26 protein-coding genes are annotated in these 24,618 nt (G+C 64.1%); 11 read left to right on the top strand and 15 right to left on the bottom strand.

The features are described from left to right. Positions 1–143 precede the first annotated feature (143 nt). Together uvrA and ACMUJL_RS02615 are read left to right on the top strand one after the other, a co-directional pair. Entirely contained in the window at positions 144–3,026 is a 2,883-nt protein-coding gene (gene uvrA, locus ACMUJL_RS02620; protein ID WP_375570647.1) for an excinuclease ABC subunit UvrA, read from the top strand. Between the two features lie 5 nt (positions 3,027–3,031). Further along, the gene (locus ACMUJL_RS02615; RefSeq protein ID WP_068292724.1) at positions 3,032–3,937 is read left to right on the top strand and encodes a patatin-like phospholipase family protein; all 906 of its coding nucleotides are present in this window, start codon (positions 3,032–3,034) and stop codon (positions 3,935–3,937) included. 8 nt (positions 3,938–3,945) lie between these two features. On the opposite strand, the gene ACMUJL_RS02610 is transcribed toward ACMUJL_RS02615, so the two are convergent. From ACMUJL_RS02610 to ACMUJL_RS02580, 7 genes are all read right to left on the bottom strand, one after another. Next, on the bottom strand, positions 3,946–4,314 hold the full coding sequence (locus ACMUJL_RS02610; protein WP_082896362.1) for a hypothetical protein: 369 nt from the start codon (positions 4,312–4,314) through the stop codon (positions 3,946–3,948). Positions 4,315–4,414: 100 nt separating this feature from the next. After that, positions 4,415–4,615 (bottom strand): YgaP family membrane protein, encoded by a 201-nt coding sequence (locus tag ACMUJL_RS02605; RefSeq protein ID WP_375570650.1) that lies wholly within the window; start codon positions 4,613–4,615, stop codon positions 4,415–4,417. A gap of 66 nt (positions 4,616–4,681) precedes the next feature. Then, positions 4,682–5,335 carry a Crp/Fnr family transcriptional regulator gene (locus ACMUJL_RS02600; protein WP_068292720.1) on the bottom strand — a complete coding sequence of 218 codons (654 nt, stop codon included), beginning with the start codon at positions 5,333–5,335 and terminating at the stop codon, positions 4,682–4,684. Beyond that, positions 5,332–6,204: a 3-hydroxyisobutyrate dehydrogenase gene (gene mmsB, locus ACMUJL_RS02595; RefSeq protein ID WP_375570652.1), complete on the bottom strand. Its 873-nt coding sequence runs from the start codon at positions 6,202–6,204 to the stop codon at positions 5,332–5,334. The genes ACMUJL_RS02600 and mmsB overlap by 4 nt, the downstream gene beginning before the upstream one ends. A 12-nt stretch (positions 6,205–6,216) precedes the next feature. Beyond that, positions 6,217–7,248, bottom strand: a complete 1,032-nt coding sequence (locus tag ACMUJL_RS02590) for an enoyl-CoA hydratase/isomerase family protein (protein ID WP_375570654.1) — start codon at positions 7,246–7,248, stop codon at positions 6,217–6,219. Continuing rightward, positions 7,245–8,387 carry an acyl-CoA dehydrogenase family protein gene (locus ACMUJL_RS02585; RefSeq protein ID WP_416914104.1) on the bottom strand — a complete coding sequence of 381 codons (1,143 nt, stop codon included), beginning with the start codon at positions 8,385–8,387 and terminating at the stop codon, positions 7,245–7,247. Before ACMUJL_RS02585 ends, ACMUJL_RS02590 begins: the two co-directional genes overlap by 4 nt. A 186-nt stretch (positions 8,388–8,573) precedes the next feature. Then, complete coding sequence (locus ACMUJL_RS02580; RefSeq protein ID WP_068292711.1) at positions 8,574–10,073, bottom strand: CoA-acylating methylmalonate-semialdehyde dehydrogenase; 1,500 nt, start codon at positions 10,071–10,073, stop codon at positions 8,574–8,576. A 113-nt stretch (positions 10,074–10,186) separates the two neighbouring features. Here ACMUJL_RS02580 and ACMUJL_RS02575 point away from each other — a divergent pair, with 113 nt between their 5' ends. The 3 genes from ACMUJL_RS02575 (at position 10,187) to coaD (ending at position 12,254) form a co-directional block, all read left to right on the top strand. After that, positions 10,187–11,077, top strand: coding sequence for a LysR family transcriptional regulator (locus tag ACMUJL_RS02575; protein WP_068293102.1), 891 nt, complete (start codon positions 10,187–10,189; stop codon positions 11,075–11,077). An 89-nt stretch (positions 11,078–11,166) separates the two neighbouring features. Then, positions 11,167–11,601 carry a CBS domain-containing protein gene (locus tag ACMUJL_RS02570; RefSeq protein ID WP_068292708.1) on the top strand — a complete coding sequence of 145 codons (435 nt, stop codon included), beginning with the start codon at positions 11,167–11,169 and terminating at the stop codon, positions 11,599–11,601. Positions 11,602–11,744: 143 nt separating this feature from the next. Then, positions 11,745–12,254, top strand: coding sequence for a pantetheine-phosphate adenylyltransferase (gene coaD, locus ACMUJL_RS02565; RefSeq protein ID WP_375570659.1), 510 nt, complete (start codon positions 11,745–11,747; stop codon positions 12,252–12,254). 27 nt (positions 12,255–12,281) lie between these two features. On the opposite strand, the gene ACMUJL_RS02560 is transcribed toward coaD, so the two are convergent. From ACMUJL_RS02560 to gap, 3 genes are all read right to left on the bottom strand, one after another. Continuing rightward, positions 12,282–13,211 (bottom strand): alpha/beta fold hydrolase, encoded by a 930-nt coding sequence (locus ACMUJL_RS02560; protein WP_068292703.1) that lies wholly within the window; start codon positions 13,209–13,211, stop codon positions 12,282–12,284. Positions 13,212–13,282: 71 nt separating this feature from the next. Then, a complete protein-coding gene (locus ACMUJL_RS02555) occupies positions 13,283–13,426 on the bottom strand; it encodes a hypothetical protein (protein ID WP_162841194.1) in 144 nt (47 codons plus the stop codon). A 79-nt stretch (positions 13,427–13,505) separates the two neighbouring features. Beyond that, on the bottom strand, positions 13,506–14,507 hold the full coding sequence (gene gap / locus ACMUJL_RS02550; RefSeq protein ID WP_068292700.1) for a type I glyceraldehyde-3-phosphate dehydrogenase: 1,002 nt from the start codon (positions 14,505–14,507) through the stop codon (positions 13,506–13,508). Positions 14,508–14,569: 62 nt separating this feature from the next. On the opposite strand from gap, the gene ACMUJL_RS02545 reads away from it, so the two are divergent. Together ACMUJL_RS02545 and ACMUJL_RS02540 are read left to right on the top strand one after the other, a co-directional pair. After that, positions 14,570–14,719 carry a hypothetical protein gene (locus tag ACMUJL_RS02545; RefSeq protein ID WP_375570664.1) on the top strand — a complete coding sequence of 50 codons (150 nt, stop codon included), beginning with the start codon at positions 14,570–14,572 and terminating at the stop codon, positions 14,717–14,719. An 11-nt stretch (positions 14,720–14,730) separates the two neighbouring features. Further along, a complete protein-coding gene (locus ACMUJL_RS02540; protein WP_375570666.1) occupies positions 14,731–15,699 on the top strand; it encodes a DUF808 domain-containing protein in 969 nt (322 codons plus the stop codon). A gap of 66 nt (positions 15,700–15,765) precedes the next feature. Here the strand turns inward: ACMUJL_RS02540 and tkt are convergent, their stop codons facing one another. Then, positions 15,766–17,781 (bottom strand): transketolase, encoded by a 2,016-nt coding sequence (gene tkt, locus ACMUJL_RS02535; protein ID WP_068292696.1) that lies wholly within the window; start codon positions 17,779–17,781, stop codon positions 15,766–15,768. A gap of 214 nt (positions 17,782–17,995) precedes the next feature. Here tkt and ACMUJL_RS02530 point away from each other — a divergent pair, with 214 nt between their 5' ends. Both ACMUJL_RS02530 and ACMUJL_RS02525 read left to right on the top strand, forming a co-directional pair. Beyond that, positions 17,996–18,511, top strand: coding sequence for a hypothetical protein (locus ACMUJL_RS02530; protein WP_375570668.1), 516 nt, complete (start codon positions 17,996–17,998; stop codon positions 18,509–18,511). Beyond that, positions 18,511–18,903, top strand: a complete 393-nt coding sequence (locus ACMUJL_RS02525) for a cell division protein ZapA (protein ID WP_375570670.1) — start codon at positions 18,511–18,513, stop codon at positions 18,901–18,903. Before ACMUJL_RS02530 ends, ACMUJL_RS02525 begins: the two co-directional genes overlap by 1 nt. Positions 18,904–18,973: 70 nt before the next feature. On the opposite strand, the gene grxD is transcribed toward ACMUJL_RS02525, so the two are convergent. Both grxD and ACMUJL_RS02515 read right to left on the bottom strand, forming a co-directional pair. Then, the gene (gene grxD / locus ACMUJL_RS02520) at positions 18,974–19,336 is read right to left on the bottom strand and encodes a Grx4 family monothiol glutaredoxin (RefSeq protein ID WP_375570672.1); all 363 of its coding nucleotides are present in this window, start codon (positions 19,334–19,336) and stop codon (positions 18,974–18,976) included. Between the two features lie 55 nt (positions 19,337–19,391). After that, positions 19,392–19,634 carry a BolA/IbaG family iron-sulfur metabolism protein gene (locus tag ACMUJL_RS02515; protein WP_068292687.1) on the bottom strand — a complete coding sequence of 81 codons (243 nt, stop codon included), beginning with the start codon at positions 19,632–19,634 and terminating at the stop codon, positions 19,392–19,394. A gap of 135 nt (positions 19,635–19,769) precedes the next feature. Between ACMUJL_RS02515 and ACMUJL_RS02510 the strand changes: the two genes are divergently transcribed. Beyond that, on the top strand, positions 19,770–20,186 hold the full coding sequence (locus tag ACMUJL_RS02510; protein ID WP_375570674.1) for an OsmC family protein: 417 nt from the start codon (positions 19,770–19,772) through the stop codon (positions 20,184–20,186). 100 nt (positions 20,187–20,286) lie between these two features. Here ACMUJL_RS02510 and purL read toward each other — a convergent pair whose 3' ends face one another. Beyond that, complete coding sequence (gene purL / locus ACMUJL_RS02505; RefSeq protein ID WP_375574034.1) at positions 20,287–22,446, bottom strand: phosphoribosylformylglycinamidine synthase subunit PurL; 2,160 nt, start codon at positions 22,444–22,446, stop codon at positions 20,287–20,289. Positions 22,447–22,637: 191 nt separating this feature from the next. On the opposite strand from purL, the gene ACMUJL_RS02500 reads away from it, so the two are divergent. After that, positions 22,638–23,399 (top strand): hypothetical protein, encoded by a 762-nt coding sequence (locus ACMUJL_RS02500; protein ID WP_375570676.1) that lies wholly within the window; start codon positions 22,638–22,640, stop codon positions 23,397–23,399. A 222-nt stretch (positions 23,400–23,621) separates the two neighbouring features. Here the strand turns inward: ACMUJL_RS02500 and ACMUJL_RS02495 are convergent, their stop codons facing one another. Beyond that, complete coding sequence (locus ACMUJL_RS02495) at positions 23,622–24,527, bottom strand: LysR family transcriptional regulator (RefSeq protein ID WP_375570678.1); 906 nt, start codon at positions 24,525–24,527, stop codon at positions 23,622–23,624. Positions 24,528–24,618: the final 91 nt, after the last annotated feature.

Raw genomic sequence — 24,618 nt, 5'->3', positions numbered from 1 at the left:
TTTGCACGAAATAGCAGCGGATTTACAAGATCGCAGCCCTGTTGACCCTGGCAACAAAATGCGATGTTCTTGACTTGTTCTTAACTTATCATTGGAGACTCGGCGCGGCTCCTCTATCTATGCAGGGCTGAACGGGGGCACATATGGCGGATCTCAAGAAAATCGAAGTACGCGGCGCGCGGGAACACAACCTCAAGAACATCGACGTGGACATCCCGCGCGATCAGCTGGTGGTGATCACGGGCCTGTCCGGGTCGGGCAAATCCAGCCTGGCCTTCGACACGATCTACGCCGAAGGGCAGCGCCGCTATGTCGAAAGCCTTTCGGCCTATGCGCGCCAGTTCCTGGACATGATGCAGAAACCCGATGTGGATCACATCAGCGGCCTTAGCCCTGCGATCTCGATCGAACAGAAGACTACCTCCAAGAACCCGCGCTCGACCGTGGGCACCGTCACCGAGATCTACGACTACATGCGTCTGCTCTTCGCGCGGGTCGGCACGCCCTACAGCCCCGAAACCGGCCTGCCCATCGAGGCGCAGCAGGTGCAGGACATGGTCGACCGCGTCATGGCCATGCCCGAGGATACCCGCGCCTATCTGCTGGCCCCGATCATCCGCGACCGCAAGGGCGAATACCGCAAGGAATTCCTGGAACTGCGCAAGCAGGGCTTCCAGCGCGTCAAGGTGGACGGGCAATTCTACGAACTGGACGAACCGCCCACGCTGGACAAGAAATTCCGCCATGACATTGACGTGGTGGTGGACCGCCTCGTGATCCGCTCCGGCCTTGAAACCCGGCTGGCCGACAGTTTCCGCACGGCGTTGGACCTCGCGGACGGCATCGCCATCCTCGAGACCGCCCCCAGCGAGGGCGAGCCCGAGCGCATCACGTTTTCCGAGAAATTCGCTTGCCCCGTCAGCGGCTTCACCATCCCCGAGATCGAGCCGCGCCTCTTTTCCTTCAACGCGCCTTTCGGGGCTTGCCCCGCCTGTGACGGTCTGGGGGTCGAGCTGTTCTTCGATGAACGCCTTGTCGTGCCAGATCAGAACCTCAAGATCGTGGATGGCGCGCTGGCGCCATGGCGCAAGGGCAAAAGCCCCTATTTCACCCAGACAATCGACGCCATCGCCAAACATTACGAATTCGATAAGAACGCCAAGTGGAAAGAACTGCCCGAACATGTGCAGCAGGTCTTCCTTTATGGGTCGGCAGGCGAGGAAATCGCCTTTCGCTACGACGAGGGGGGCCGCGTCTACCAGGTGTCCCGCGTCTTTGAAGGGGTGATCCCCAACATGGAACGCCGCTACCGCGAGACCGACAGCGCCTGGATCCGCGAGGAATTCGAACGCTTCCAGAACAATCGCGCCTGCGGCGCCTGCGGCGGTTTCCGCCTGCGCCCCGAGGCGCTGGCCGTGCGGATCGGCCCCTCCAAGGGCGCGCCGGACAAGCTGGTGCATGTGGGGCAGGTGGTACAGATGTCGATCCGCGAGGCTTTCGACTGGTGCCAGACCGTGCCCGAATACCTGACACCGCAAAAGAACGAGATCGCCCGCGCGATCCTGAAAGAGATCCGCGAGCGTCTGGGTTTCCTGAATAACGTGGGCCTGGAATACCTGACCCTCAGCCGCAACGCGGGCACGCTGTCGGGCGGCGAAAGCCAGCGCATCCGTCTGGCCAGCCAGATCGGCAGCGGCCTGACGGGCGTTCTCTACGTGCTCGACGAACCCTCCATCGGGTTGCACCAGCGCGACAATGACCGCCTGCTTGGCACGCTGAAAAACCTGCGTGATCAGGGCAATACCGTGATCGTCGTCGAACATGACGAAGAGGCGATACGCCTTGCCGATTATGTCTTCGACATCGGCCCCGGCGCGGGTGTGCATGGGGGCCGCGTCGTGGCCCATGGCACGCCCGAACAGATCATTGCGGATCCGGCCAGCCTGACCGGGCAATACCTGTCAGGTGTGCGCCAGATTGCCGTGCCCGCCGAACGGCGCAAGGGCAACAAGAAGAAGATCACCGTGGTCAAGGCCAGCGGCAACAACCTGCGCGATGTGACGGTGGATTTCCCGCTGGCGAAATTCGTCTGTGTCACGGGCGTGTCGGGCGGGGGCAAATCCACCCTGACCATCGAAACCCTGTTCAAGACCGCCTCGATGAAGCTGAACGGTGCGCGCCAGACGCCCGCCCCCTGCGAGACGATCAAGGGTCTGGAACAACTGGACAAGGTCATCGACATCGACCAGCGCCCCATCGGGCGCACGCCGCGGTCCAACCCCGCAACCTACACCGGCGCCTTCACCCCGATCCGCGACTGGTTCGCGGGCCTGCCCGAGGCCAAGGCGCGCGGCTACAAGCCCGGCCGCTTCAGCTTCAACGTCAAGGGCGGCCGCTGCGAGGCCTGCCAGGGCGACGGTGTCATCAAGATCGAGATGCATTTCCTGCCCGATGTCTATGTCACCTGCGAAACCTGCAAGGGCGCGCGCTACAACCGCGAAACCCTCGAGGTCAAGTTCAAGGGCAAAAGCATCGCCGATGTGCTTGATATGACTGTGGAAGATGCACAAACCTTCTTTCAGGCGGTGCCCTCCATCCGCGAGAAGATGGACGCGCTGATGCGCGTGGGGCTGGGCTATATCAAGGTTGGCCAGCAGGCCACGACCCTGTCGGGCGGCGAGGCGCAGCGCGTGAAGCTGTCCAAGGAACTGGCGAAACGCTCAACGGGCCGCACGCTCTACATTCTGGACGAGCCCACAACCGGTCTGCACTTCGAAGACGTGCGCAAGCTCTTGGAAGTGCTGCACGAGCTGGTCGATCAGGGCAACACGGTGATCGTGATCGAACATAACCTCGACGTGGTGAAAACCGCCGACTGGATCATCGACATCGGCCCCGAAGGCGGCGATGGCGGCGGCGAACTGGTCGCCACAGGCACCCCCGAAGAGGTGGCCGAGGAACCCCGCAGCCACACCGGGCGCTACCTCAAGCCGATGTTGTCCGGCGCCCGCGTCGCGGCGGAGTAGGGCGGATGCGCCTGGGCCTTGCACTCGGGTCGGGCGGGGCGCGGGGCTGGGCGCATGTGGGCGTCCTGCTGGCCCTGCGTGACATGGGCATCCGGCCTGATGTGGTGGCGGGCACCTCGATGGGCGCGCTGATCGGGGCGGTCTGGGCTGCCGATTGCCTGGACGAGATGGAAGGCTGGGCGCGCGCGCAAACCCGTGCCGATATCCTGTCGAAGATGGATTTCAGCTTTAGCGGCGGCGGGTTGATGCGCGGCAGCGTCGTGACGCAAGTCCTGACCGATCTTGGCGTGCCCGACACCTTCGCCGAGCTGAAACATCCCTTGATCGTCGTTGCCACCGACATGACTTCGGGGCGCGAGGTCTGGCTGCAACACGGATCGGTGCATCACGCGGTACGCGGCTCGGTATCGATCCCCGGCGTCCTTAGCCCCTATTGGCACGATGGCAAATGGCTGCTGGACGGGGGGCTGACCAACCCGGTGCCGACCTCGGCCTGCCGGGCCCTTGGCGCCGATCTGACCATCGCGGTCAATCCGAATGCGAAACCGGAAAACGCGCTTTGGCGGCAGCCGCAAGGCGGTGAAAGCTTCTGGGAACAATTGTCCCAGAAACCGGTGCTGACACATATCGTGTCGCCCCTGCAGGACATGCTGACCGGCAACGAGGCCGAAAACGGCCACACACCCCTGTCGCCCAACTATGCCGAGGTCGTCTCGGTCTCGATCGACATCATGACCGAATTCGTCCGCAAGACGCGCGCCGCAACGGACCCCGCGCATCTGACGCTGAGCATGGAACTGGGCCAGATCTCGTTGATGGAAATGCACCGCGCCGGAGAGGCCATAGATGCAGGCCGCCGCATCGTGGACAGGAACGCGCAGGCGATCACGGCGCTTTGCGCGCCGTCCTGAACGTCAGCTCACTGCAACAGATCCGCAATCGCGCCGACAAGGTTCAGGATCTTGCCTGTCTGGCGGTCGATCTGGATCACATAGCCATTGCGCTCGTAATAGGTGCGGCGCGGATCCAGCCCGTAACGCGATGGCGTGCGGATTAGGATGAACCCGTCCGGCAGCGGATCGCCGATCCGGTAAGCCTGCCTGGCTTGCCCCGGCGGAACGCAGGGCGGGTTTTTCCTGGCCAGTCCCGGCGGGCAACTGCCCGCTGCGGCGTGAACAGGGGCGCTGCCCGTTGCCAAAGGCGCAAGACCGGTGATCGGCCCCGCCATTGCCGCGATGGGCAAGGCAATCGCAAGGGTCGCGCATGTCAGTGTCAGATGCCGTGTCATGGTGACTCTCCTTTGGTGGAAGATAGTCACCGGCGGCTGTTCTCAAACCCTGTCGGACGCACCTGCGCGATTTCCCGCGCAGGCGATCCCCCTCAAAGGGTCACTTCTTCACCGAGCAGGTGTTGATGCCCAGCAACGAATAGGGCGGGCACCAGCCGATCAGGCCGGTCGCCAGCGGCACGATGCCCAGCAGGTACAACCAGCTATAGGCGCCGTCCGAATTGAAAGCGAAACCGATCAGGAGCGCGAGCCCCAGAACGATGCGGGCGATGCGGTCGATGCCGCCGACATTCTTGGTCATGACGTCCTCCATTGGTTGGTCATGACCTGACAATATCCCGAGTTGTTACTTGCGTCTGTGACGGAGTCACATCTCCGCATGCGCAAGGTCCGACAGGGCCGCGCGGTCGATCACCTCGACCTGGCCACGCGCCGTGCGCACCCAGCCCTTGCGCGCCCAGGCATCCAGCCTGCGGCTGACCACCTCGCGGGCGGTGCCCGCCTGTGCAGCCAGTTCGCTATGTGTGGCATGGACGGGCCCGGCCTCGGACAGGGCCAGCAGCCGCGCCGCCAGCCTGCATTCCGCACGGGTGAAGGCGACGGTTTCCACCAGTTTCAGCATCCCCGCCATCCGGTCCGCGAAGGCACCGAAGACCAGCGATCTGAAGGGTGCGGATGTATCCAGCAGATCAAGGAACAGCGTTCGCGGGATCACGACCAGACGGGTGTCGCGTACGGTTTCGGCCTCGGCCGAGTATTCGGCGTCCGACAGCAGGCCAAAGGTGGTCTGCACGCAGCTTTGCCCCGGCGCCACCGAATACAGCAGCATCTCGCGCCCCGAGGCCCCGGTCAGCGACACATCGACCTGTCCCGACAGCACCACCGCATAGCCCTGCGCGGCATCGCCGGGGCGGAAGATCACCGCGCCGGCAGGAAGGTCCACGGGATGCAGCACCCCAAGCCGTTTGCGGTCGCGCGGATCAAGCCCGTCAAGGGCAGGGGCCTCGTCAAGCCAGCTCAACTGCGGCCGCGTTTTTCGAACCGGGGCAGCATGGCGCTGAAATCCATGCCGCGGCCATCCTCGGCCTCGACGAATTGCGCATAAAGCGCCGCCGCCGCCTGGCCCATGGGCGTATCGGCATCCGCCGATTCCGCCGCCTGCTGCGACAGCCGCAGGTCCTTGAGCATCAGTTCCGCCGCGAAACCGGGCTTGTAGTCGTTGTCGGCAGGGCTTTGCGGGCCCACACCGGGGGCAGGGCAATAGGCATTCATCGTCCAGCTATAACCCGATGACGTGGACACAACGTCGAACATCTTCTGCCGGTCCAGCCCCAGCTTGTCGGCCAGCGCGAAGGCTTCGCAGGTTGCGATCATGGTGACACCAAGGATCATGTTGTTGCAGATCTTGGCGGCCTGGCCTGCGCCCGCGTCGCCGCAATGCACGGCCTTCTGGCCCATGATGTCGAACAGGGGCTTGGCTTTGGCGAATGCCGCCTCGGACCCGCCCGCCATGAAGGTCAGCGTGCCCGCCGTGGCCCCGCCAGTGCCGCCCGACACGGGCGCATCGACCGCCAGCAACCCTGCGGCCTCGGCCTCTGCGGCCACCGCGCGGGCGCTGTCCACATCGACGGTCGAACAATCGACCAGCGCCGCGCCCTTGGTCATCGCCGGGATCACCTCGGCCGCGACGGCGCGCAGGATCGCGCCATTGGGCAGCATGGTGATCACCACATCGGCACCCGTCGCGGCGGCTGCAGCCGATGCCGCCGTGGTGACACCCGCAACCGTCACACCGGCCGTGTCGAAACCCGTCACCTCATGCCCCGCCTTGACCAGGTTGGCCGCCATCGGCGCGCCCATATTGCCAAGCCCGATAAATCCGATCTTCATGTCATGGTCCTTTCAGAGGCTGAGTGCATCCTTGCCCAGCGGTGCCAGCATCTCTGACACGGCCGTTTCGGGCAAGGTTTCGATTGCATGTTTCCAGACCGGCTTGCGGTCCTTGTCGATGATCGCCGCGCGGATCCCTTCCAGGAAATCGCCATGCTCCATCGCGCGGGCGGTAAAGCGGTATTCCAGGTCCAGCGCATCGCGGATCGTCGTGTCAGGCGCGCGCAGGCGCGCCAGCATGTCCAGCGTGCAGGCCATCGACAGCGGCGAATTGCGCGCCACCGCTTTCAGCGTGTCGGCGGCAAAGGCGCTGTCATCGGTGCGCAGGCTGTCCACCACGGCCGTCAGCCCGGCATGGGCGAAATGCCGGTCGATCTGATCCTGCAGCCCGCTCAGCGGACCCTGCGGCGGCGTCTTGCCGGCCCGCGCCACAGCACCCGCATCCCCGGTGTCGCACAGATCGGCAATCAGCGCGGCCCAATCTGCCTGCGGCACGTAATGATCGGCAAAGCCCGCGCGGATCGCATCGTCCGCGTCCATCCGCGCGGCGGTCAACCCCAGGTATTCGCCCAGCCGCCCCGGCGCGCGCGCCAGCAGCAGCGATCCCCCCACATCCGGCACCAGCCCGATGCCGCATTCGGGCATGGCGATGCGGCTGGTCTCGCCCACGACGCGGTGGCTGGCGTGACAGCCAAGGCCCACGCCGCCCCCCATGGTAAAGCCCTGCATCAGGCTGACGATGGGCTTGGGATATTCGGCAAGCTTGGCGTTCAGCCGGTATTCATCGGCCCAGAACCTCTGCCCATAGGCGAAATCGCCCGCCTTTCCGCTGGCATAAAGATCGGCAATGTCGCCACCTGCACAAAAGGCCTTGTCGCCCGCCGCATCCATCACCACCAGCGCCACGGCGGGATCGTCGCGCCACCGGTCCAGCGCCACCTCGACCGCGCGCACCATGTCATAGGTCGCGGCATTCAGCGCGGCAGGCCGGTTCAGCGTGATCCGCCCCGCGCATCCCTCGATCCTGATGTCGATCTCGCTCATCTGTCGGCCAGCATCTGGCGCGACACGATCAGGCGCATGATCTCGTTCGTGCCCTCAAGGATCTCGTGGACGCGCAGGTCGCGCACCAGCTTTTCGATGCCGTAATCGGCCAGATAACCATAGCCGCCATGCAACTGCAGACACTGGTTCACGATGCGCGACCCCGCCTCGGTCACGAATTTCTTGGCCATGGCGCAGAACTTGGTGGCATCCGGCGCGCCCGTGTCCAGTTTCCATGCGGCCTGCTGCAGAAAGGTCCGCGCAGCCTGCAACTCGATCTCCATGTCGGCCAGCCGGAATTGCAGCGCCTGGAACTGGTCGATCGGTTTGCCGAAGGCCTTGCGCTCGCCCATATAGGCCAGCGTCATGTCCAGCGCCTGCTGTGCCGCCCCCAGCGAACAGGCCGCGATGTTCAGCCGCCCGCCGTCCAGACCCTTCATGGCATAGGTGAAACCGCGGCCTTCCTCGCCCACCAGGTTGTCGGCGCTGACAAGGCAATCGTCGAACTGCACCTGCCGCGTGGGCTGGCTGCGCCATCCCATCTTGTCCTCAAGCCCGCCAAAGCTCAGCCCCTTGGCGCCATCCTCCACGATCACCGTCGAGACACCCTTTGGCCCGTCCTCGCCCGTGCGCACCATCACCACATAGGCGTCGGAATAGCCGCCACCCGAGATGAAGGCCTTGGTCCCGTTCAGCACATATCCCTCATTGGTCCGCGCCGCGCGTGTCTTGAGGGCGGCCGCATCCGACCCCGATCCCGGCTCGGTCAGGCAATAGGACAGCACAGTCTCCATGCTCAGCACCTGCGGCATGTAGCGCGCCTTCAGGTCGTCCGACCCGAAACTGTCCAGCATCCGCGCGCACATGTTGTGGATCGACAGGAAGGCCGCGACGGACGGGCAGGCCATGCTCAGCGCCTCGAAGACCAGCGTCGCATCCAGACGGCTCAGCCCCGCGCCACCCGATTCTTCGGAGACGTAGAGCCCGCCAAACCCCAGCGCGCCGATCTCGGGCCACAGTTCCTTGGGGATCGTGCCCGCCGCTTCCCAGGCGCGGGCATGGGGCGCGATATGTTCCTGCCCGAAGGCTTTCGCCATGTCGAAGATGGCGCTTTGTTCCTCGCTCAGTGCGAAATCCATGGTCTCTCCTCCTCAGAAGGCCGAATTGAACACATGTTTAATTCTGAACTGTTGCAGCAGTTTTGCAAGGGCGACAAGGGCAGCCATGCGGAAGATCCGCCCCGCTGCATCTGCCCTGAATATTCAAAGCCGACCGCGCACAGAAAAACGGCCCCCGGTGTATCACACCAGGGGCCGCAAAACCGATCAATCCATCGGCTTGAAGTTGAACGCCGCACCGTCCTTGATGCCGCTCGGCCAGCGCGAGGTGATGGTCTTGGTGCGCGTGTAGAACTTGAACGCGTCGGGACCATGCTGGTTCAGGTCGCCGAAGGCCGATTTCTTCCAGCCGCCGAAGGTGTGATAGGCCAGCGGCACCGGGATCGGCACGTTGACACCGATCATGCCCACGTTGACACGGTTGGCGAAATCGCGCGCCGCATCGCCGTCGCGGGTGAAGATCGCGGTTCCGTTGCCGTATTCATGGTCCATCGCCAGACCCAGCGCTTCCTCGTAGGATTGCGCGCGCACCACGGACAGCACCGGGCCGAAAATCTCCTTGCGGTAGATGTCCATGTCCTTGGTCACGCGGTCAAACAGGTGCGGTCCGACAAAGAACCCGTCCTCATAACCCTGCAGGTTGAAGCCCCGGCCATCGACGACAAGTTCCGCACCCTGTTCCACGCCGGATTCCACCAGCTTGAGGATGTTTGCCTTGGCGGCAGCCGTGACCACGGGGCCGTAATCCACGTCCTTGCCAGCGGTATAGGGTCCGACCTTCAGCGCCTCGATGCGCGGGACCAGCTTTTCGACCAGACGGTCCGCGGTTTCGTCGCCCACGGGAACCGCCACCGAAATCGCCATGCAGCGTTCGCCCGCAGCACCGTAGCCCGCGCCGATCAGCGCATCGGCGGCCTGATCCATGTCCGCGTCGGGCATGATGATCATGTGGTTCTTCGCACCGCCGAAGCACTGCACGCGCTTGCCGTTGGAACAGCCGCGCCCATAGATATATTCGGCGATCGGGGTGGACCCCACGAAACCGATCGACTGGATCACCGGATGATCCAGGATCGCATCCACCGCTTCCTTGTCGCCATTGACGACCTGCAGGATGCCCTTGGGCAGGCCCGCTTCTTCCATCAGCTCGGCCAGCATCAGCGGCACGGACGGATCACGCTCGGACGGCTTCAGGATGAACGCGTTGCCGCAGGCAATCGCGGGCGCGAACATCCACATCGGGATCATCGCCGGGAAGTTGAAGGGCGTGATGCCTGCGGTGACACCCAGCGCCTGGCGCATGGAATACATGTCGATGCCGGGGCCCGCGCTGTCTGTGAATTCACCCTTCAGAAGCTGCGGCGCGCCGATGCAGTATTCCACCACTTCCAGACCGCGCTGCACGTCACCGGCGGCGTCGGGCAGGGTCTTGCCATGTTCGCGGCTCAGCGCCTCGGCCAGCTTGTCCATGTCGCGGTTCAGCAGGTCCACGAATTTCATCATCACCCGCGCGCGGCGCTGCGGGTTCACGGCGGCCCAGGCGGGCTGCGCCTTGGCGGCAACCTCGACCGCATGTGCCATCTCGGCGGCATTGGCCAGCGGCACCTTTGCCTGCACTTCGCCTGTGGCGGGGTTGTAGACATCGGCAAAACGGCCCGATGTGCCTTTGACATGCGCGCCGCCGATGTAATGGGTCAGTTCCTGCATTGGAAAACTCCTCCTAAATCTGCGCGCAGGATAGGCTTGCAAAATTGATCCGGAAAGGGGCAAGTTTCCAAAAGGGTTTTGCATTTCTGCAAAGGAGGGCTGGCGCGATGGATATGCAGTGGGACGATCTGCGGATTTTTCTGGCGGTGGCGCGCACCGAAAGCCTTTCGGCTGCAGGCCGGGTGCTCAAGGTCGATCCGGCCACGGTGGGGCGTCGCATCGCCCGGCTCGAGGAAGGTCTGGGTACGCCCTTGTTCGCCAAATCCCCGCAAGGCTATGCCATGACCGACGCGGGCCAGCGCCTTCTGGGACATGCCGAACGGGCCGAGGCCGCGATGGGCGCGGCGGTCGAGGAACTGGCCGGGCAGGCCGGGGCCCTGTCGGGGCAGATCCGCATCGGTGCGCCCGATGGTTGCGCCAATTTCCTGCTGCCGCAGGTCTGTGCCGCGATCATGGCCGACAATCCCGATCTTGAGGTGCAGATCGTGGCCCTGCCGCGCGTCTTCAACCTGTCCAAGCGCGAGGCCGACATGGCCATCGGCGTCAGCCCCCCGGCGGCAGGGCGTCTGACCGTGCAGAAGATCACCGACTACCGCCTGCATCTGGCCGCCTCGCGCCGCTACCTGCGCCGCAACCCGGCGATCACCACGCTCGAGGATCTGCAGGGTCATCGCATGGTCGGCTATATCCCCGACATGATCTTCGACAAGGAACTGGATTACCTGACCGGAATCGGGGTCGAACGCGTGGCCCTGGCCTCCAATTCGGTCTCGGTGCAGTTCAACTGGATCCGGCAGGGGGGCGGCGTGGGTATCGTGCATGATTTTGCCATCCCCTCGGCCAAGGGTCTGGTGCGTCTTCTGACCGATCAGGTCAGCCTGACGCGCAGCTTCTACCTGATCCGCCATGCCGATGACCGCCGCATGGACCGGCTGAACCGCTTTGCCGCGGCCCTGGCCGACGGCATCCGGCGCGAGGTCGCGCGGCTGGAGGCCGAGGTCTGACTGTCCCCTTACTCATTGATTTCTTGACAGAACCCCGTCGCTGATGGACGCTTGACCCATCATGTCCATCCTGAGGAGGAGGAGAGACCATGCTGGTACATCAGATCCTGAAATCAAAGGGTAATCACAGTGTTTTCACGGTGACGCCGGGCACGCTCGTGTCCGATGCGGTGCAGATCCTGGCCGAAAAGCGTATCGGTGGCCTGGTCGTGTCGCGCGATGGTGTATCGGTCGATGGGATCATTTCGGAACGTGACATCGTGCGATCGCTGGCCCTGCGCGGGGCTGTCTGCCTGACCGAGACGGTAGGGGACATGATGACGCGCAACCCGTCGTGCTGCGGCACCGGCGACAGCGCGGATGACGTGTTGCAACGCATGACCGATGGCCGCTTTCGCCACATGCCCGTGACCGAAGGCAAGGAACTGGTCGGCATCGTCACCATCGGTGACGTGGTCAAGGCGCGGATCGACGAACTGGCGATGGAAAAGACCGCCCTTGAAGGGATGATCATGGGCCACTGAGACCGGGTGCAGGCGCGGGGCAGGGGCATCCGCCCCTGTCGGCCTTTCCCGCGCCACTGCGGTTTTTGGGGTTGCAAACCTCTTGGCAATAATATTGCGTGCCCCCCAGAAATCACGGCAAGACCACAATACGGAGCCCGCCCATGCGTATCGGACTTTATCCCGGCACCTTCGATCCGATCACCTACGGGCATGTCGATATCATCCGCCGCTCGGCCACCCTTGTGGACCGTCTCGTGATCGGCGTGGCGATCAATCGCGACAAGGGTCCGCTCTTCACCCTTGAAGAACGCGTCGCCATGATCGAGGCGGAATGCGTCGCCCTCTCGGAAGAGACAGGCACCGAGATCGTGGCCCATCCCTTCGAGAACCTGCTGATCGACTGCGCCCGCGACGTGGGCGCACAGATGATCGTGCGCGGCCTGCGCGCGGTTGCGGATTTCGAATATGAATTCCAGATGGTCGGCATGAACCGGGCTCTCGACAGCTCGATCGAGACTGTCTTTCTGATGGCCGAGGCACGGCATCAGGCGATTGCCAGCAAGCTGGTCAAGGAAATCGCGCGGCTTGGCGGTGACGTGCACAAATTCGTGCCCCCCGCCGTGAACGTCGCCCTGCGCGCCAAGCTGGGGCAGGCACCCCGGCCCCTCTGACCCGGCGCGCAGCTCCGAAAGAGTGGTTTACGCCTCGCGGATGAACCGGGCGCAATCCTGCGCGCGGGTGATCGGCAGCATGTGCCCGCCTTCGATCACCTCCAGCCCGATATGGGGGTGTTTCGCGACCAGCGCGCGGCCATGCAAATCGGCCTCAAGGATACGGTCTTCGGCCCCGAAAAGGATGCGCACCGGCACCTGCAGGCTGTCATACTGCCCGGCCATCCACCGCAGATCCCGCCCCGAGGCCAGATAATCGCGCGAGGTGTTGCGGAAGGAAGAGGGGCGCAGGCCCAGCAGCGCGCCGCCCTTGATTGCATAGTCATCCGGCACCGGTTCCGGCCCGAACACCTGATCCAGGACCTGCGGCGCCGTCCTGATCGACATCGGGATCGCCATCAGCCAAGAGGTCAGGAAAAGCTTGACCCGCCCCGTGATCGCCAGCCCCTTGAACGCCTCGATCGGGCCGGATGGCGGCTGTGTCAGCGGTGCCAGCAGCGCAAGACCGCGGGTACGTTCCGGGTGGTCCATCGCCAGGCACAGCGCGATGGCACCGCCCAGCGAATGGCCGACGACCAGCGGCCGCTCCAGCCCCAGCGCATCGATCAGCGCCGCCACGGTTTCGGCCTGCGCGCGCGGATTTGCAGCGGCATCCTCGGGGCGGCTGGACCAGCCCATGCCGGGGCGGTCGATGACGATGACCCGGTGATCGCGCACCAGAAGCGGCGTCAGCGCCATGTTGAAATTGCCCATCTGCCCGCCCAGACCGTGGATCATCACGATGGCCGGCCCCGATCCTTCATCGGTGTAATGCAGCCGCGTGCCGGGCAGGTCGATGAAGCGCCCGCGCGGCGGGATCGCCAGCTCGGCCCCGCGCTTTGTGTTCCAGGTGAACCAGACCAGCCCCGCCATCAGCAGCAGCACGATGACAAGAAGCGCGAAAAGAAACTGGATCATGGATTTGGCCTTTCGGGTGACGGATCGGTCCCACGGTAACCGTTCTGTCGCTGCGGGCAAGTCCGGCGGCACTAGCGCCAGAAAGCCAGCCATTCGATCAGTTCGGCCAGCTTTCGCAACAGGAACAACAGGTTCGCACCGTCATGCATCGCGGCATCCAGACCAAGACCGGTCAGGATCAACAATCCAAGGCCGATGGCGATCTGGTTCGTCATTGCGTGTTGCCTGTCGAAAGATAAGGGGCTGCGACAGCTATGCCGCAGCCCCTGCATCCTTGCAAGCCTTGACAGGCGATCAGCCCAGGCGACCCATCAGGGCGGCCACATCCGCCATGCGGCACGAGAAGCCCCATTCGTTGTCATACCAGGACAGCACCCGCACAAGGCGCTTGCCCATCACCTTGGTCTGATCCGGCGCGAAGATCGAGCTTTCCTCGGTATGGTTGAAGTCGATCGACACCTTGGGTTCGGGATCATAGCCCAGGATGCCTTTCATCGCGCCGGCTGCGGCCTCGGCCACGATGGCGTTCACATCGGCAACGGTCACGTCCTTGGCCGCGACGAATGTCAGATCGACCGCGCTGACATTGGGGGTGGGCACGCGAATGGCCGATCCGTCCAGCTTGCCGTTCAGTTCGGGCAGCACCTCGCCCAGGGCCTTGGCCGCACCGGTCGAGGTGGGGATCATCGACATCGCGGCCGCACGGGCGCGATAGAGATCCTTGTGGCGGCGGTCCAGCGTGGGCTGGTCGCCCGTGTAGCTGTGGATCGTGGTCATGATGCCGCTTTCGATCCCGATGGCATCGTTCAGCACCTTGGCCAGCGGCGCCAGGCAGTTCGTGGTGCACGACCCGTTCGAGATCATCGTCTCGCCCGCCGCCAGCGCGTCATGGTTCACGCCGTAAACGACGGTGCGGTCCACGTTCTTGCCGGGGGCCGACAGAAGCACCTTCTTCGCGCCACGCTCCAGGTGTTTCTTGGCCTTGGCGCCATCGTTGAAATTGCCGGTGCATTCCAGAACCACATCGACACCGGACCAGTCCAGCTCGTCCATGTCATAGGTCGACATCATCTCGATCTTGCCCGCGCCCAGATCCATCCAGCCTTCGCCGGTGGTCACGGGATTGCCGAAACGCCCATGCACCGAGTCGTAGCGCACTAGGTGCGCCGCCGTATCCAGCGGGCCGGTCGCGTTCAGCTTGACCACGCGCACATCCTGCCGCGCGCTTTCCGCGATATGCATGAGGGTGCAACGGCCGATGCGGCCAAATCCGTTGATGCCAAGCGTGATGGTCATGGGGGTCTCCTGCGTCTTGCGTGGTTGCGCGGGATATATCCAAGTGCGGCCTGACCCGAAAGGTGAAAAGCGACGCCGTGGCGGCGGATTGCTGCCAAACCATGCCTGAAATCAACATGTTAGCGCAAACCGTTTCGGGCTGGTGGATGGTTGCGCTAACGCTGCGGCTTGTCTTGCGCATCCTGCCTGATACTGTGACCCCCAATCCATGACGGAGGCAGGCATGAGCGGACTTCTGGCGCTTCTTGACGATGTGGCGGCGATTGCCAAGGTTGCCGCGGCCTCGGTCGATGACGTGGTGGGGCAGGCGGCCAAGGCCGGGGCCAAGGCTGCGGGCGCCGTGATCGACGATGCGGCGGTGACCCCGAAATACGTCCACGGGTTCGCGCCCGCGCGCGAATTGCCCATCGTCTGGCGCATCGCGCGCGGATCGTTGCGCAACAAGCTGCTGATCCTGCTGCCGGCCGCGCTGATCCTGTCGGCCTTCGCGCCCATGCTGATCACGCCGCTTCTGATGCTGGGCGGGGCCTATCTGTGTTTCGAGGGCGCGGAAAAGGTGGCGCATGTCCTTTTTCCCCATGCGGATGCCCATGTGGCGGCTGATCTGGACACCGGCGATCCCCTGCACCTGGAAGAGGCGCGGGTCGCCGGCGCGATCAAGACCGACTTCATCCTGTCGGCCGAGATCATGACCATCGCCCTGGCGGCGATCCCCGTCAGCACCTTCTGGACCGAAGCCGCGACGCTTGCCATCGTGGGCGTCGGCATCACAATCGCCGTTTATGGCGGGGTGGCACTGATCGTGAAGGCAGATGACGTCGGGCTGTTCATGGCCGAACGCGGCCGCCTTGGCCTGACGCGGGGCATGGGGCGTGCCATCGTGCGGGGCATGCCGGGTTTTCTGAAGGGGCTGACCACTGTCGGCACGGCGGCGATGCTCTGGGTTGGTGGCTCCATCGTGCTGCACGGGCTTGAGGAGCTGGGTTTTGCCGCGCCCGCGCATCTGATCCATGACATCGCGGCGGGCATCGGCGCGATGGTGCCGCAGGCGCCGGGCGCGGTCACATGGGCCGCCACGGCGGCAATGGACGGTGTGCTTGGTCTGGCGCTGGGTCTGATCCTGATCCCTGTTGTCACACGGGTGATCGCGCCGCTTTGGTCGGCCATCACGAGAAAGGGCCGCCCCGCCTGACGCGGAACGGCCCTTTCATCGTTTTCCATTTACTGGACAGCGTCGCCCGAAACCGGGCGCGCCGCGTCAGAGCAGGGATTTCACCTTGTCGGCCACTGCCTGCGCGGTGATCCCGAACTGCTCGTACAGCACTTCGGCCGGGGCGGAGGCCCCGAAATCATGCATGCCGACAAAGCCCGATTTCTCGCGCTTGCCGCCTTGGCCGAACAGCCAGCGGTCCCAGCCAAAGCGGATCGCGGCCTCGACCGCCACGCGCACGGGACCTGCGGGCAGGACGCGGCGGCGATAGGTCTCGTCCTGTTCCTCGAACAACTCCCAGCAGGGCATGGACACGACGCGGGTGCCGATGCCTTCGGCCTCCAGCAGGTCGCGCGCGGCCATGGCGATTTCCACCTCGGAGCCGGTGGCCATCAGGATCGCCTGACGCTTGCCGGTTGCATCGGCCAGAACATAGCCGCCCTGCGCGGTCAGGTTCTTCGATTTATGGGCGGTGCGCAGCGTCTTGAGGTTCTGGCGCGTCAGCGACAGCACCGACGGGGTTTCCTTCGAGGTCAGCGCCAGTTCCCAGGCTTCGGCGGTTTCCACCGTATCGCAGGGGCGGAACACCCAGGTGTTGGGCGTGGCGCGGCTGATCGCCAGATGCTCGACCGGCTGGTGGGTCGGGCCATCCTCGCCCAGGCCGATGCTGTCATGGGTCATCACGAACACGGTCGGGATCTTCATCAACGCGGCCAGGCGCATCGCGGGGCGGGCGTAATCGGTAAAGCACATGAAGGTGCCGCCATAGGGCCGGATGCCGCCATGCAGCGCCATGCCGTTCATCGCCGCCGCCATGCCATGTTCGCGAATGCCCCAATAGACATAGCGCCCCTTGCGGTTGTCGATGTCGAAGACACCCAGGTCGCCCGTCTTGGTATTGTTCGACCCCGTCAGGTCGGCAGAGCCGCCCACGGTTTCGCCCAGCACGGGATTGACCACTTCCAGCACCATTTCACTGGATTTGCGGGTGGCGACCGAAGGCGCGTTTTCGCTGATCTGCTTTTTCAGCGCGCGGATCACGGCGGACAGGCGGGCAGGGACTTCGCGGGCATAGGCACGGGTGAATTCGTCGCGCTTCTTGCCGTTGAGGGCGGCCAGGCGGTCCTCCCATGCGCTGCGCGCGTCCGCGCCCCGGCTGCCGATGGCCTCCCATGCGGCCTTGATGTCGGCGGGGACCTCGAAGGGGCCCGCGCTCCAGCCATAGGCGGCCTTGGTGTCGGCGATCAGCTTGGGATCGGTCAGTGCGCCATGCCCCTTGGAGGTGTCCTGCGCCGAGGACCCCAGCGCGATATGCGTCTTGCATGCGATCATCGAGGGCTGTGCGGTCTTCTTGGCCGCCGTGATGGCCGCGTCGATGGCCACGGGATCATGCCCGTCGATTTCCTGCACATCCCAGCCCGAGGCGCGGAAGCGCGCGACCTGGTCGGTGCGGTCCGACAGGGACACCTTGCCGTCGATGGTGATGTCGTTGTTGTCCCAGAACACGATCAGCTTGGACAGGGCGTGCCGCCCGGCGATGCCGATCGCCTCCTGGCTGACGCCTTCCATCAGGCAGCCGTCACCGGCGATGACATAGGTGTGGTGATCCACGATCCTAGCGCCAAAACGCGCGCGCTGGATCTCTTCGGCCATGGCAAAACCCACGGCGTTGGAAATGCCCTGGCCCAGCGGGCCGGTCGTCGTCTCGATCCCCGAGGCATGGCCATATTCCGGGTGGCCGGCGGTTTTCGCGCCCCACTGGCGGAAGTTGCGGATCTGGTCGATCGTCATGTCGGCATAGCCGGTCAGGTGCAGCAGCGCGTAAAGCAGCATCGAGCCATGGCCCGCCGACAGGATGAAACGGTCGCGGTCCGGCCAGTTGGGGGCCGAGGCGTCGAATTTCAGGTGCTTTTCATAAAGAACCGTTGCCACGTCGGCCATGCCCATGGGCATGCCGGAATGGCCCGAATTGGCGGCATGGATCGCATCCAGCGTCAGGGTGCGGATGGCGGCGGCTTTCATCCAGTGGTCGGGATGGGCGGTGCGCAGGGCTGTGATGTCCAAGTGGTCGGTCCTTCGTCTGGCGATGTGACAGGATGCGTTGGCCGGTGTGATAGCAGCCTGCCGCGCAAGTTCAAGCGAAGGCTGTAACCCATTGGTGGCAAAGGGGGCGCATTTTGCCTATCCAGTTGCTAGAGTTTCCCGAAGGTCGCCGTCCGATGATTCGGTTCAGGCCGGCCGAAACGGGGAGAGCGGATTTCGGGTGAAAGGTGGGACCATGAACGACATCGCCGAACTGGAACGCAGGATCGCCTTTGCGATGGAACGCATCGCGAAGGGAATCGAGAACCTGGACAAGGCCGCCGGGGCCCCTGCGCCCGCAGGTGACGCGCCCGATGCCACGGGCGCGGATGAGATCGAGGCGCTGCGCGCGCAACTGGCCGAGGAAAAGCTGGCCAATGCCCAGCTTGAGGAACGGGTGCGCGCCCTGCGCCAGAAGCAGGAGGCGCAAGCCACCCGTGCCGATGCGGAACTGGTCACGCTGCGCGAGACGATGGAGCATCTCGATGCGGAACTGGCGCGCCTGCGCAAGGCCAATGCGCAGCTGCAGGACAGCAATGCCGCGTTGCGCGCCGCCAACCAGGCCGGTGTGGGCGAGCCGCATCTGATCAACAAGTCGATGATGGCCGAGCTGGAATCCATGCGCGCCTCACGCCAGGTGGACCTTGCCGAGGTGCAGGCGATCAAGGGTGCCCTTGTGCCGCTGCTGCAGGACAAAGAGGAGGCGAACTGATGCCCGAAGTGGAAATCCGTATCGGCGGGCGCGCCTTCGAGGTCTTCTGCCAGGATGGCGAGGAACATTACCTGCATTCGGCGGCGCAGATGCTGGATACCGAAGCCTCGGTGCTGGCGGGCCAGATCGGCCGTCTGCCCGAGGCGCGCATGCTGCTGATGGCAGGGCTTATGCTGGCCGACAAGACTGCGGGTCTTGAAGACAAGCTGCGCGAGGCCGAGGCGAAACTTGCGGAAAAGGACGCAGAACTTGCCGCCCTCGCAGCCCGCCCCGCGCCAGAGCCGCAGAAGATCCAGGTGGCGGTGATCCCGCCCGAGGTCGCAGAAACCCTGTCGGAACTGGCCGCGAGGGCCGAAGCCCTGGCCGATGCGGTCGAGGACAAGGTCGGCTGATCGCAATGGCCTTCACGCAAAGGCAAAAAGGCCCCTTGCGGGGCCTTTGGCTTTTTCGGTGCCGGTGCGATCAGGCGTTGGCTTCGCGGATCTTTTCAGCGGCGTCCTTGTCGTAGTTGACGCCTTTCGCCTCGAACAGCTGGTCCAGCTCGCCCGAGAGGGTCATCTCGGTGACGATGTCGCAGCCGCCGATGAATTCGCCTTTGACATAAAGCTGTGGAATCGTCGGCCAGTCCGAGAAATCCTTGATCCCCTGGCGGATGTCGGCATCGGCCAGAACGTTCACATCCTTGAAATCCACGCCCATGTAATTGAGCACGCCCGCCACGCGGCTGGAAAAGCCGCACTGGGGCATTTCCTTGGTGCCTTTCATGAACAGAACCACGTCATTGGCCGTGACGGTTTCCTTGATCTGGGTTGTTGCGTCGGTCATCAGTCTTGTCCTTGGTCAGGCGAGGCGCAGCCTCGGGTGTCTGGGTGGTCCGGGCTCAATCCGGGGCCTTGGTTGTCAGGGCCAGGGCATGAAGCTGGCCATTGGCCCCGTCCATCTTGCCCTTCAGCGTGGCATAGACCGCGCGCTGCTGCTGCACGCGGTTCATGTCCTTGAACGAGGCGTCGATCACCTCGGCCGCGTAATGGTTCCCGTCCCCGGCCAGATCGGTGACGGTGATCTTCGCATGCGGAAAACCCGCGCGGATCAGGTCTTCGATTTCCTGTGCTTCGATGGCCATGTGGGATGCTCCTTTATATCTGCATCAGATTTATGCCTTTGACGGACGCGCCGCAAGGGTTTGCCTTGGCTTTGGCCGCTTTGACAAGCGATGCGGGATCGTCCAAAGCTGCGCGGCAATCAGATGGAGGATCGCATGAAAGCCAAGGTCAGCTGGATCAACGGACGCGCCTTTTTGGGCGAGACAGGATCGGGCCACGGTGTCGTCATGGATGGCGCACCCGAAGCGGGCGGGCGCAACATCGGGCCGCGCCCGATGGAGATGATGCTGCTGGGCCTGGGCGGGTGTACCGCCTTCGATATCGTGATGATCCTGGAAAAGGCCCGTGCCAGCGTGACCGGCTGCGAGGTGGAACTGGTCGGCACCCGCGCCGACGAGGAACCCAAGGTCTTTACCGAGGTCAAGCTGGTCTACACGATCCGCGGCCATGACCTGAAGCCCGCGCTGGTCGAACGCGCCGTGACCCTGTCGGCCGAGAAATACTGCTCGGCCTCCAAGATGTTCGAAAAGACGGCGACACTGACCCACGAATGGAAGATCGAAGCGGCCTGATCGGGGCCTCGGGCCGGGGTGGGGGGCTGTCTGCCCCCCCGGTTCAGCTGCGCTGAACCATCCCCCCGAGGATATTTCACGCAAGAAGAAGCAGTGACCGTCAGCCCAGGGCCGCCTCGAACGCGCCGCGATAGAGGGCCGCGAGGTCCGCGAGCGGGGCTTCGGACGCGCCGAAGCGGACGGTGCTGCCGCCGAACTTTCCGACCGTCTGGATCGTGACGCCGGCCTGACCCGCGGCGATCATCAGCGCCTCGGCCTGGTCGAAGTTGCAGGCCAGGAGGTAGCGGGCCTGATCCTCGCCGAACAGCGCGGGCGTGTCCGATACGTCGATCTGCACGCCGACCCCGGCGGATTCGGCCATTTCGAAGGCCGCCATGGCAAGGCCGCCGTCCGACAGGTCGGTGCAGGCGCGGATCAGCGCGTGATTGGCGCGGATGAATTCGCCATTGCGCCGCTCGGCCTCGAGGTCGACATGGGGCGCGTCGCCTTCCTCGCGGTGGAACACTTCGGCCAGCAGGGCGGATTGACCCAGATGGCCATGGCTGTCGCCGACCAGAAGCGCCACATGACCGTCGCGTGCCTGGCCCAGGATCGCCTGGTCGATATGGGGGATGATGCCCACGGCGCAGATCGTTGGCGTGGGCAGGATGCCCTTGCCATCGGTTTCATTGTAGAGGCTGACGTTGCCCGAGACGATCGGCATGTCCAGCGCCGACACGGCCGCCCCGATCCCCTTGATCGCACCGACGAACTGGCCCATGATCTGCGGCTTTTCCGGGTTGCCGAAGTTCAGGTTGTCGGTGGTGGCCAGGGGTTTGGCCCCGATCGCGGTGAGGTTGCGGTATGTTTCGGCCACGGCCTGCTTGCCACCCTCGAAGGGGTTCGCAAAGACATAGCGCGGTGTCACGTCCGAGGTGAAGGCCAGCAGCTTGTCGGTGCCATGCACCCGGATCACGCCCGCGCCCAGCCCCGGCGTGCGCACGGTGTCGGCCATCACCTGGCTGTCGTATTGTTCATAGACCCACTGTTTGGCGGCATAGTTCGGGCTGCCGATCAGCGCCTTCAGCCCGTCGATCGGATCGATCCCCGGCACATCGCCAAGCGGCGCCGCGACGGGTGTTTCCACCCAGGGGCGGTCATACTCGGGGGCCGTGCCCGACAGCGCCTTGAGCGGAAGATCCGCCTTGCAGACGTTATTGTGCATGATCAGGAAACGATCCTCGGCAATTGTTTCCCCGACGATGGCAAAGTCCAGGTCCCATTTGTCGAAGACGGCCTTGGCTTCGGCCTCTTTCTCGGGGCGCAGGACCATCAGCATGCGTTCCTGGCTTTCGGACAGCATCATTTCATAGGCGGTCATGCCGGTTTCGCGGCAGGGGACCTTTTCCAGATCCAGCCGCACGCCCAGATCGCCCTTGTCGCCCATCTCTACCGCCGAACAGGTCAGGCCGGCGGCCCCCATGTCCTGGATGGAAATGACGGCGCCGGTCTGCATCAGCTCCATGCAGGCCTCCATCAGGCGCTTTTCGGTGAAAGGATCGCCCACCTGCACGGTGGGGCGCTTTTCCTCGATCGTGTCATCGAATTCCGCCGAGGCCATGGTCGCGCCGCCGACACCGTCGCGGCCGGTCTTTGCACCCAGGTAAACCACGGGCATGCCCACGCCGGAGGCTGCGGAATAGAAGATCTTGTCGGCATCCGCGAGGCCCGCCGCGAAGGCGTTCACAAGGCAGTTGCCGTTATAGGCGGGATGAAAACGCACCTCGCCGCCCACGGTGGGCACGCCGAATGCGTTGCCATAGCCGCCGATCCCTTCGACCACGCCATGCACCAGCTGCCGTGTCTTGGGATGATCGGGCTGCCCGAAGGACAGCGAATTCATCGCCGCGATGGGGCGGGCGCCCATGGTGAAGACATCGCGCAGGATCCCGCCCACGCCCGTGGCCGCACCCTGATAGGGTTCGATATACGACGGGTGGTTATGGCTTTCCATCTTGAAGACCACGGCCTGACCATCGCCGATATCGACCACGCCCGCGTTCTCGCCGGGGCCGCAGATCACCTGCGGGCCGGTCGTCGGCAGGGTGCGCAGCCATTTCTTGGAGGACTTGTAGGAACAGTGTTCGTTCCACATGGCCGAGAAGATGCCAAGTTCGGTGAAGCTGGGCTCGCGACCGATGATCTCGAGGATGCGCTGGTATTCGTCGGGCTTGAGCCCGTGCGCCGCGATCAGTTCGGGCGTGATGGCCGGTTCTTGCACCATGTCTTGCATGTCTTTAGTCCCCCTGGGCAGGTCTGCGCCGCCTCTTTACGACAAGGCTTTGCGGGGGGAAAGGGGCTGGGCGCCACAGAAAGAGCGGCGCGGGGGCGAAAAACACCTCGTCCGGGTTGGCAAGAGCGCTACCTTTGCGGCGGTCGGCGCTCTGCCGGCAGGTAACGGCAGAGGCGAAAATGGATGTTGTGACTATCCTGGGCAGCGGGCCCAACGTGATCAGGGCGCAAGCCTGGCCACGGGCGCACATGGGGCATGTGCTGGCGATCAACAATGCATGGCGGGTGCGGCCTGACTGGGATTCGCTGATCCACCCCGAGGATTTTCCCGTCGACCGTCGGCCTGATCACGGTTTGCCCGCACAGAGTATCGTGACGGCACAAGATTACATCCCCGCCAACAATGCCTATGGCGGCGTTGTCTATGCGGGCGGCACGATGGCGTTCACGGCGGCCTATTGGGCCTTGTGGCGGCACCGGCCGCGCGTTCTGGCGGTGCTGGGTTGCGACATGGTCTATCCTGTTGCGGTGAATACGCATTTCTACGGCACCGGCACGGCGGACCCGCTGCGCCCCGACATGACGCTGCAGAACCTTGAGGCGAAGGCGGCGCGCATCCTGCTTCTGGCCGCGCGGCAGGGCTGCGCCGTGGTCAACCTGTCCGAAGAGCAGAGCCGCCTTGTGTTTCCGCGCGCGCGGATCGGCGCATTGGACCAGTTGCGCCCCTTGCGGGTTCACGAGCAGGCCGTGCGCGCGGCATTGCGCGCCGAACAGGCACTGGGCGCGCGGGTGCCATCGGGCCGCTATTGGCGCGAGGGTGGCGATATCGATCCCGCCGGTCTGGCGCGCATTGACGGGCTGTGGATGGATGCATGGCGTGCAACGGTGGACCAGGCAACGGTGGACCAGGCATCTGTGGCGGCGCTGCGTCGGCAGCGCTGAGGCATGTCAGGGCGCGCGCTACGCATATTTTCGCCTGTCAGATAAAAAAAGGCCGAGCACTAAGCTCGGCCAAAGTCCAACAGGGAGGTATGATGGTGATGCGAGCCTAAGCAGCATCTCCGTCAATTGCTGAATTAGGCATCCCTTTATGAACGATCAAGGTAAAATATGCTGCAAGACAGCAAGGCGGCTATGCGCCTTGTGCATAGCTTACTTAACCTGTTAGCTAACTTCCTGATCTTTCATCTGTTTGCGATAACTGACGATCTCGTCCTGCACGAAGTCGCGGAAAGCGGCGACGCGCTTGGACTGACGCAGTTCTTCCGGATAGGCCAGGAACACCGGCACTTCGACGGATTCGATGTCGGGAAGGATTCGCACCAGCTCGGGAAAGTCATGGGTCAGGTAGTCAGGCAGCACGCCGATACCCAGGTCATGCAGCACTGCCTGCAGCACGCCGAAATAATTGTTCACCGTCAGGGTGGACTGGATGTCTTGCGTCATCAGGAACTGCACCAGATTGGCCCCCGCGCCGACCTGTGCCGACTGCGGGTTCTGACAGATCAGCCGATGGCCCGAGATATCTTCGATGCGTTCGGGTGCCGCGCGTTTGGCCAGGTAGGTGGGCGATGCGTAAAGCCGCATGCGGATATGCATCAGACGCTTGCGGATCAGGTCCGCCTGGCTGGGCTCTTTCATGCGGATGGCCACATCGGCCTCGCGCATGGGCAGGTCCAGCACGCGCTCTTCCAGCATCAGATCGATCTTGAGGTCGGGGTATTTCTGGTAGAGCCGGGTCAGGCGCGGGGCCAGCCAGAGGCTGCCGAAGCCCGTCGTGGTCGTCACGCGCAACTCGCCAAACACCTCTTCCTCGCTGTCGCGGATGCGCGCGGCCGCCGTTTCCAGCCGCTTTGCCATCGACGAGGTCGCCTCGAACAGCAATTCGCCCTGTTCGGTCAGAATCAGCCCGCGCGCATGGCGGTGAAACAGGGTGGTGTTCAGGCTGTCTTCAAGCGCGCGGATCTGCCGGCTGACGGCGGATTGGGACAGATGCAACGTATCGCCTGCATGGGTCAGGCTGCCTGCATCGGCCACGGCGTGAAAGATTCTGAGTTTGTCCCAATCCATAAGCGCAACAATCCATTCCTGAGTAACGTCTGCGTGAAACAGACCAAAAGCACCACCCGTTGACCGACCCCATGTTTCTATAACCCAAAGG

Origin of the sequence: Seohaeicola sp. (assembly GCF_048006315.1) — a bacterium.
Taxonomy (GTDB): domain Bacteria; phylum Pseudomonadota; class Alphaproteobacteria; order Rhodobacterales; family Rhodobacteraceae; genus Seohaeicola.
Note: the sequence above shows the minus strand (reverse complement) of the source record. Positions and strands in the feature narration are given on the sequence as shown.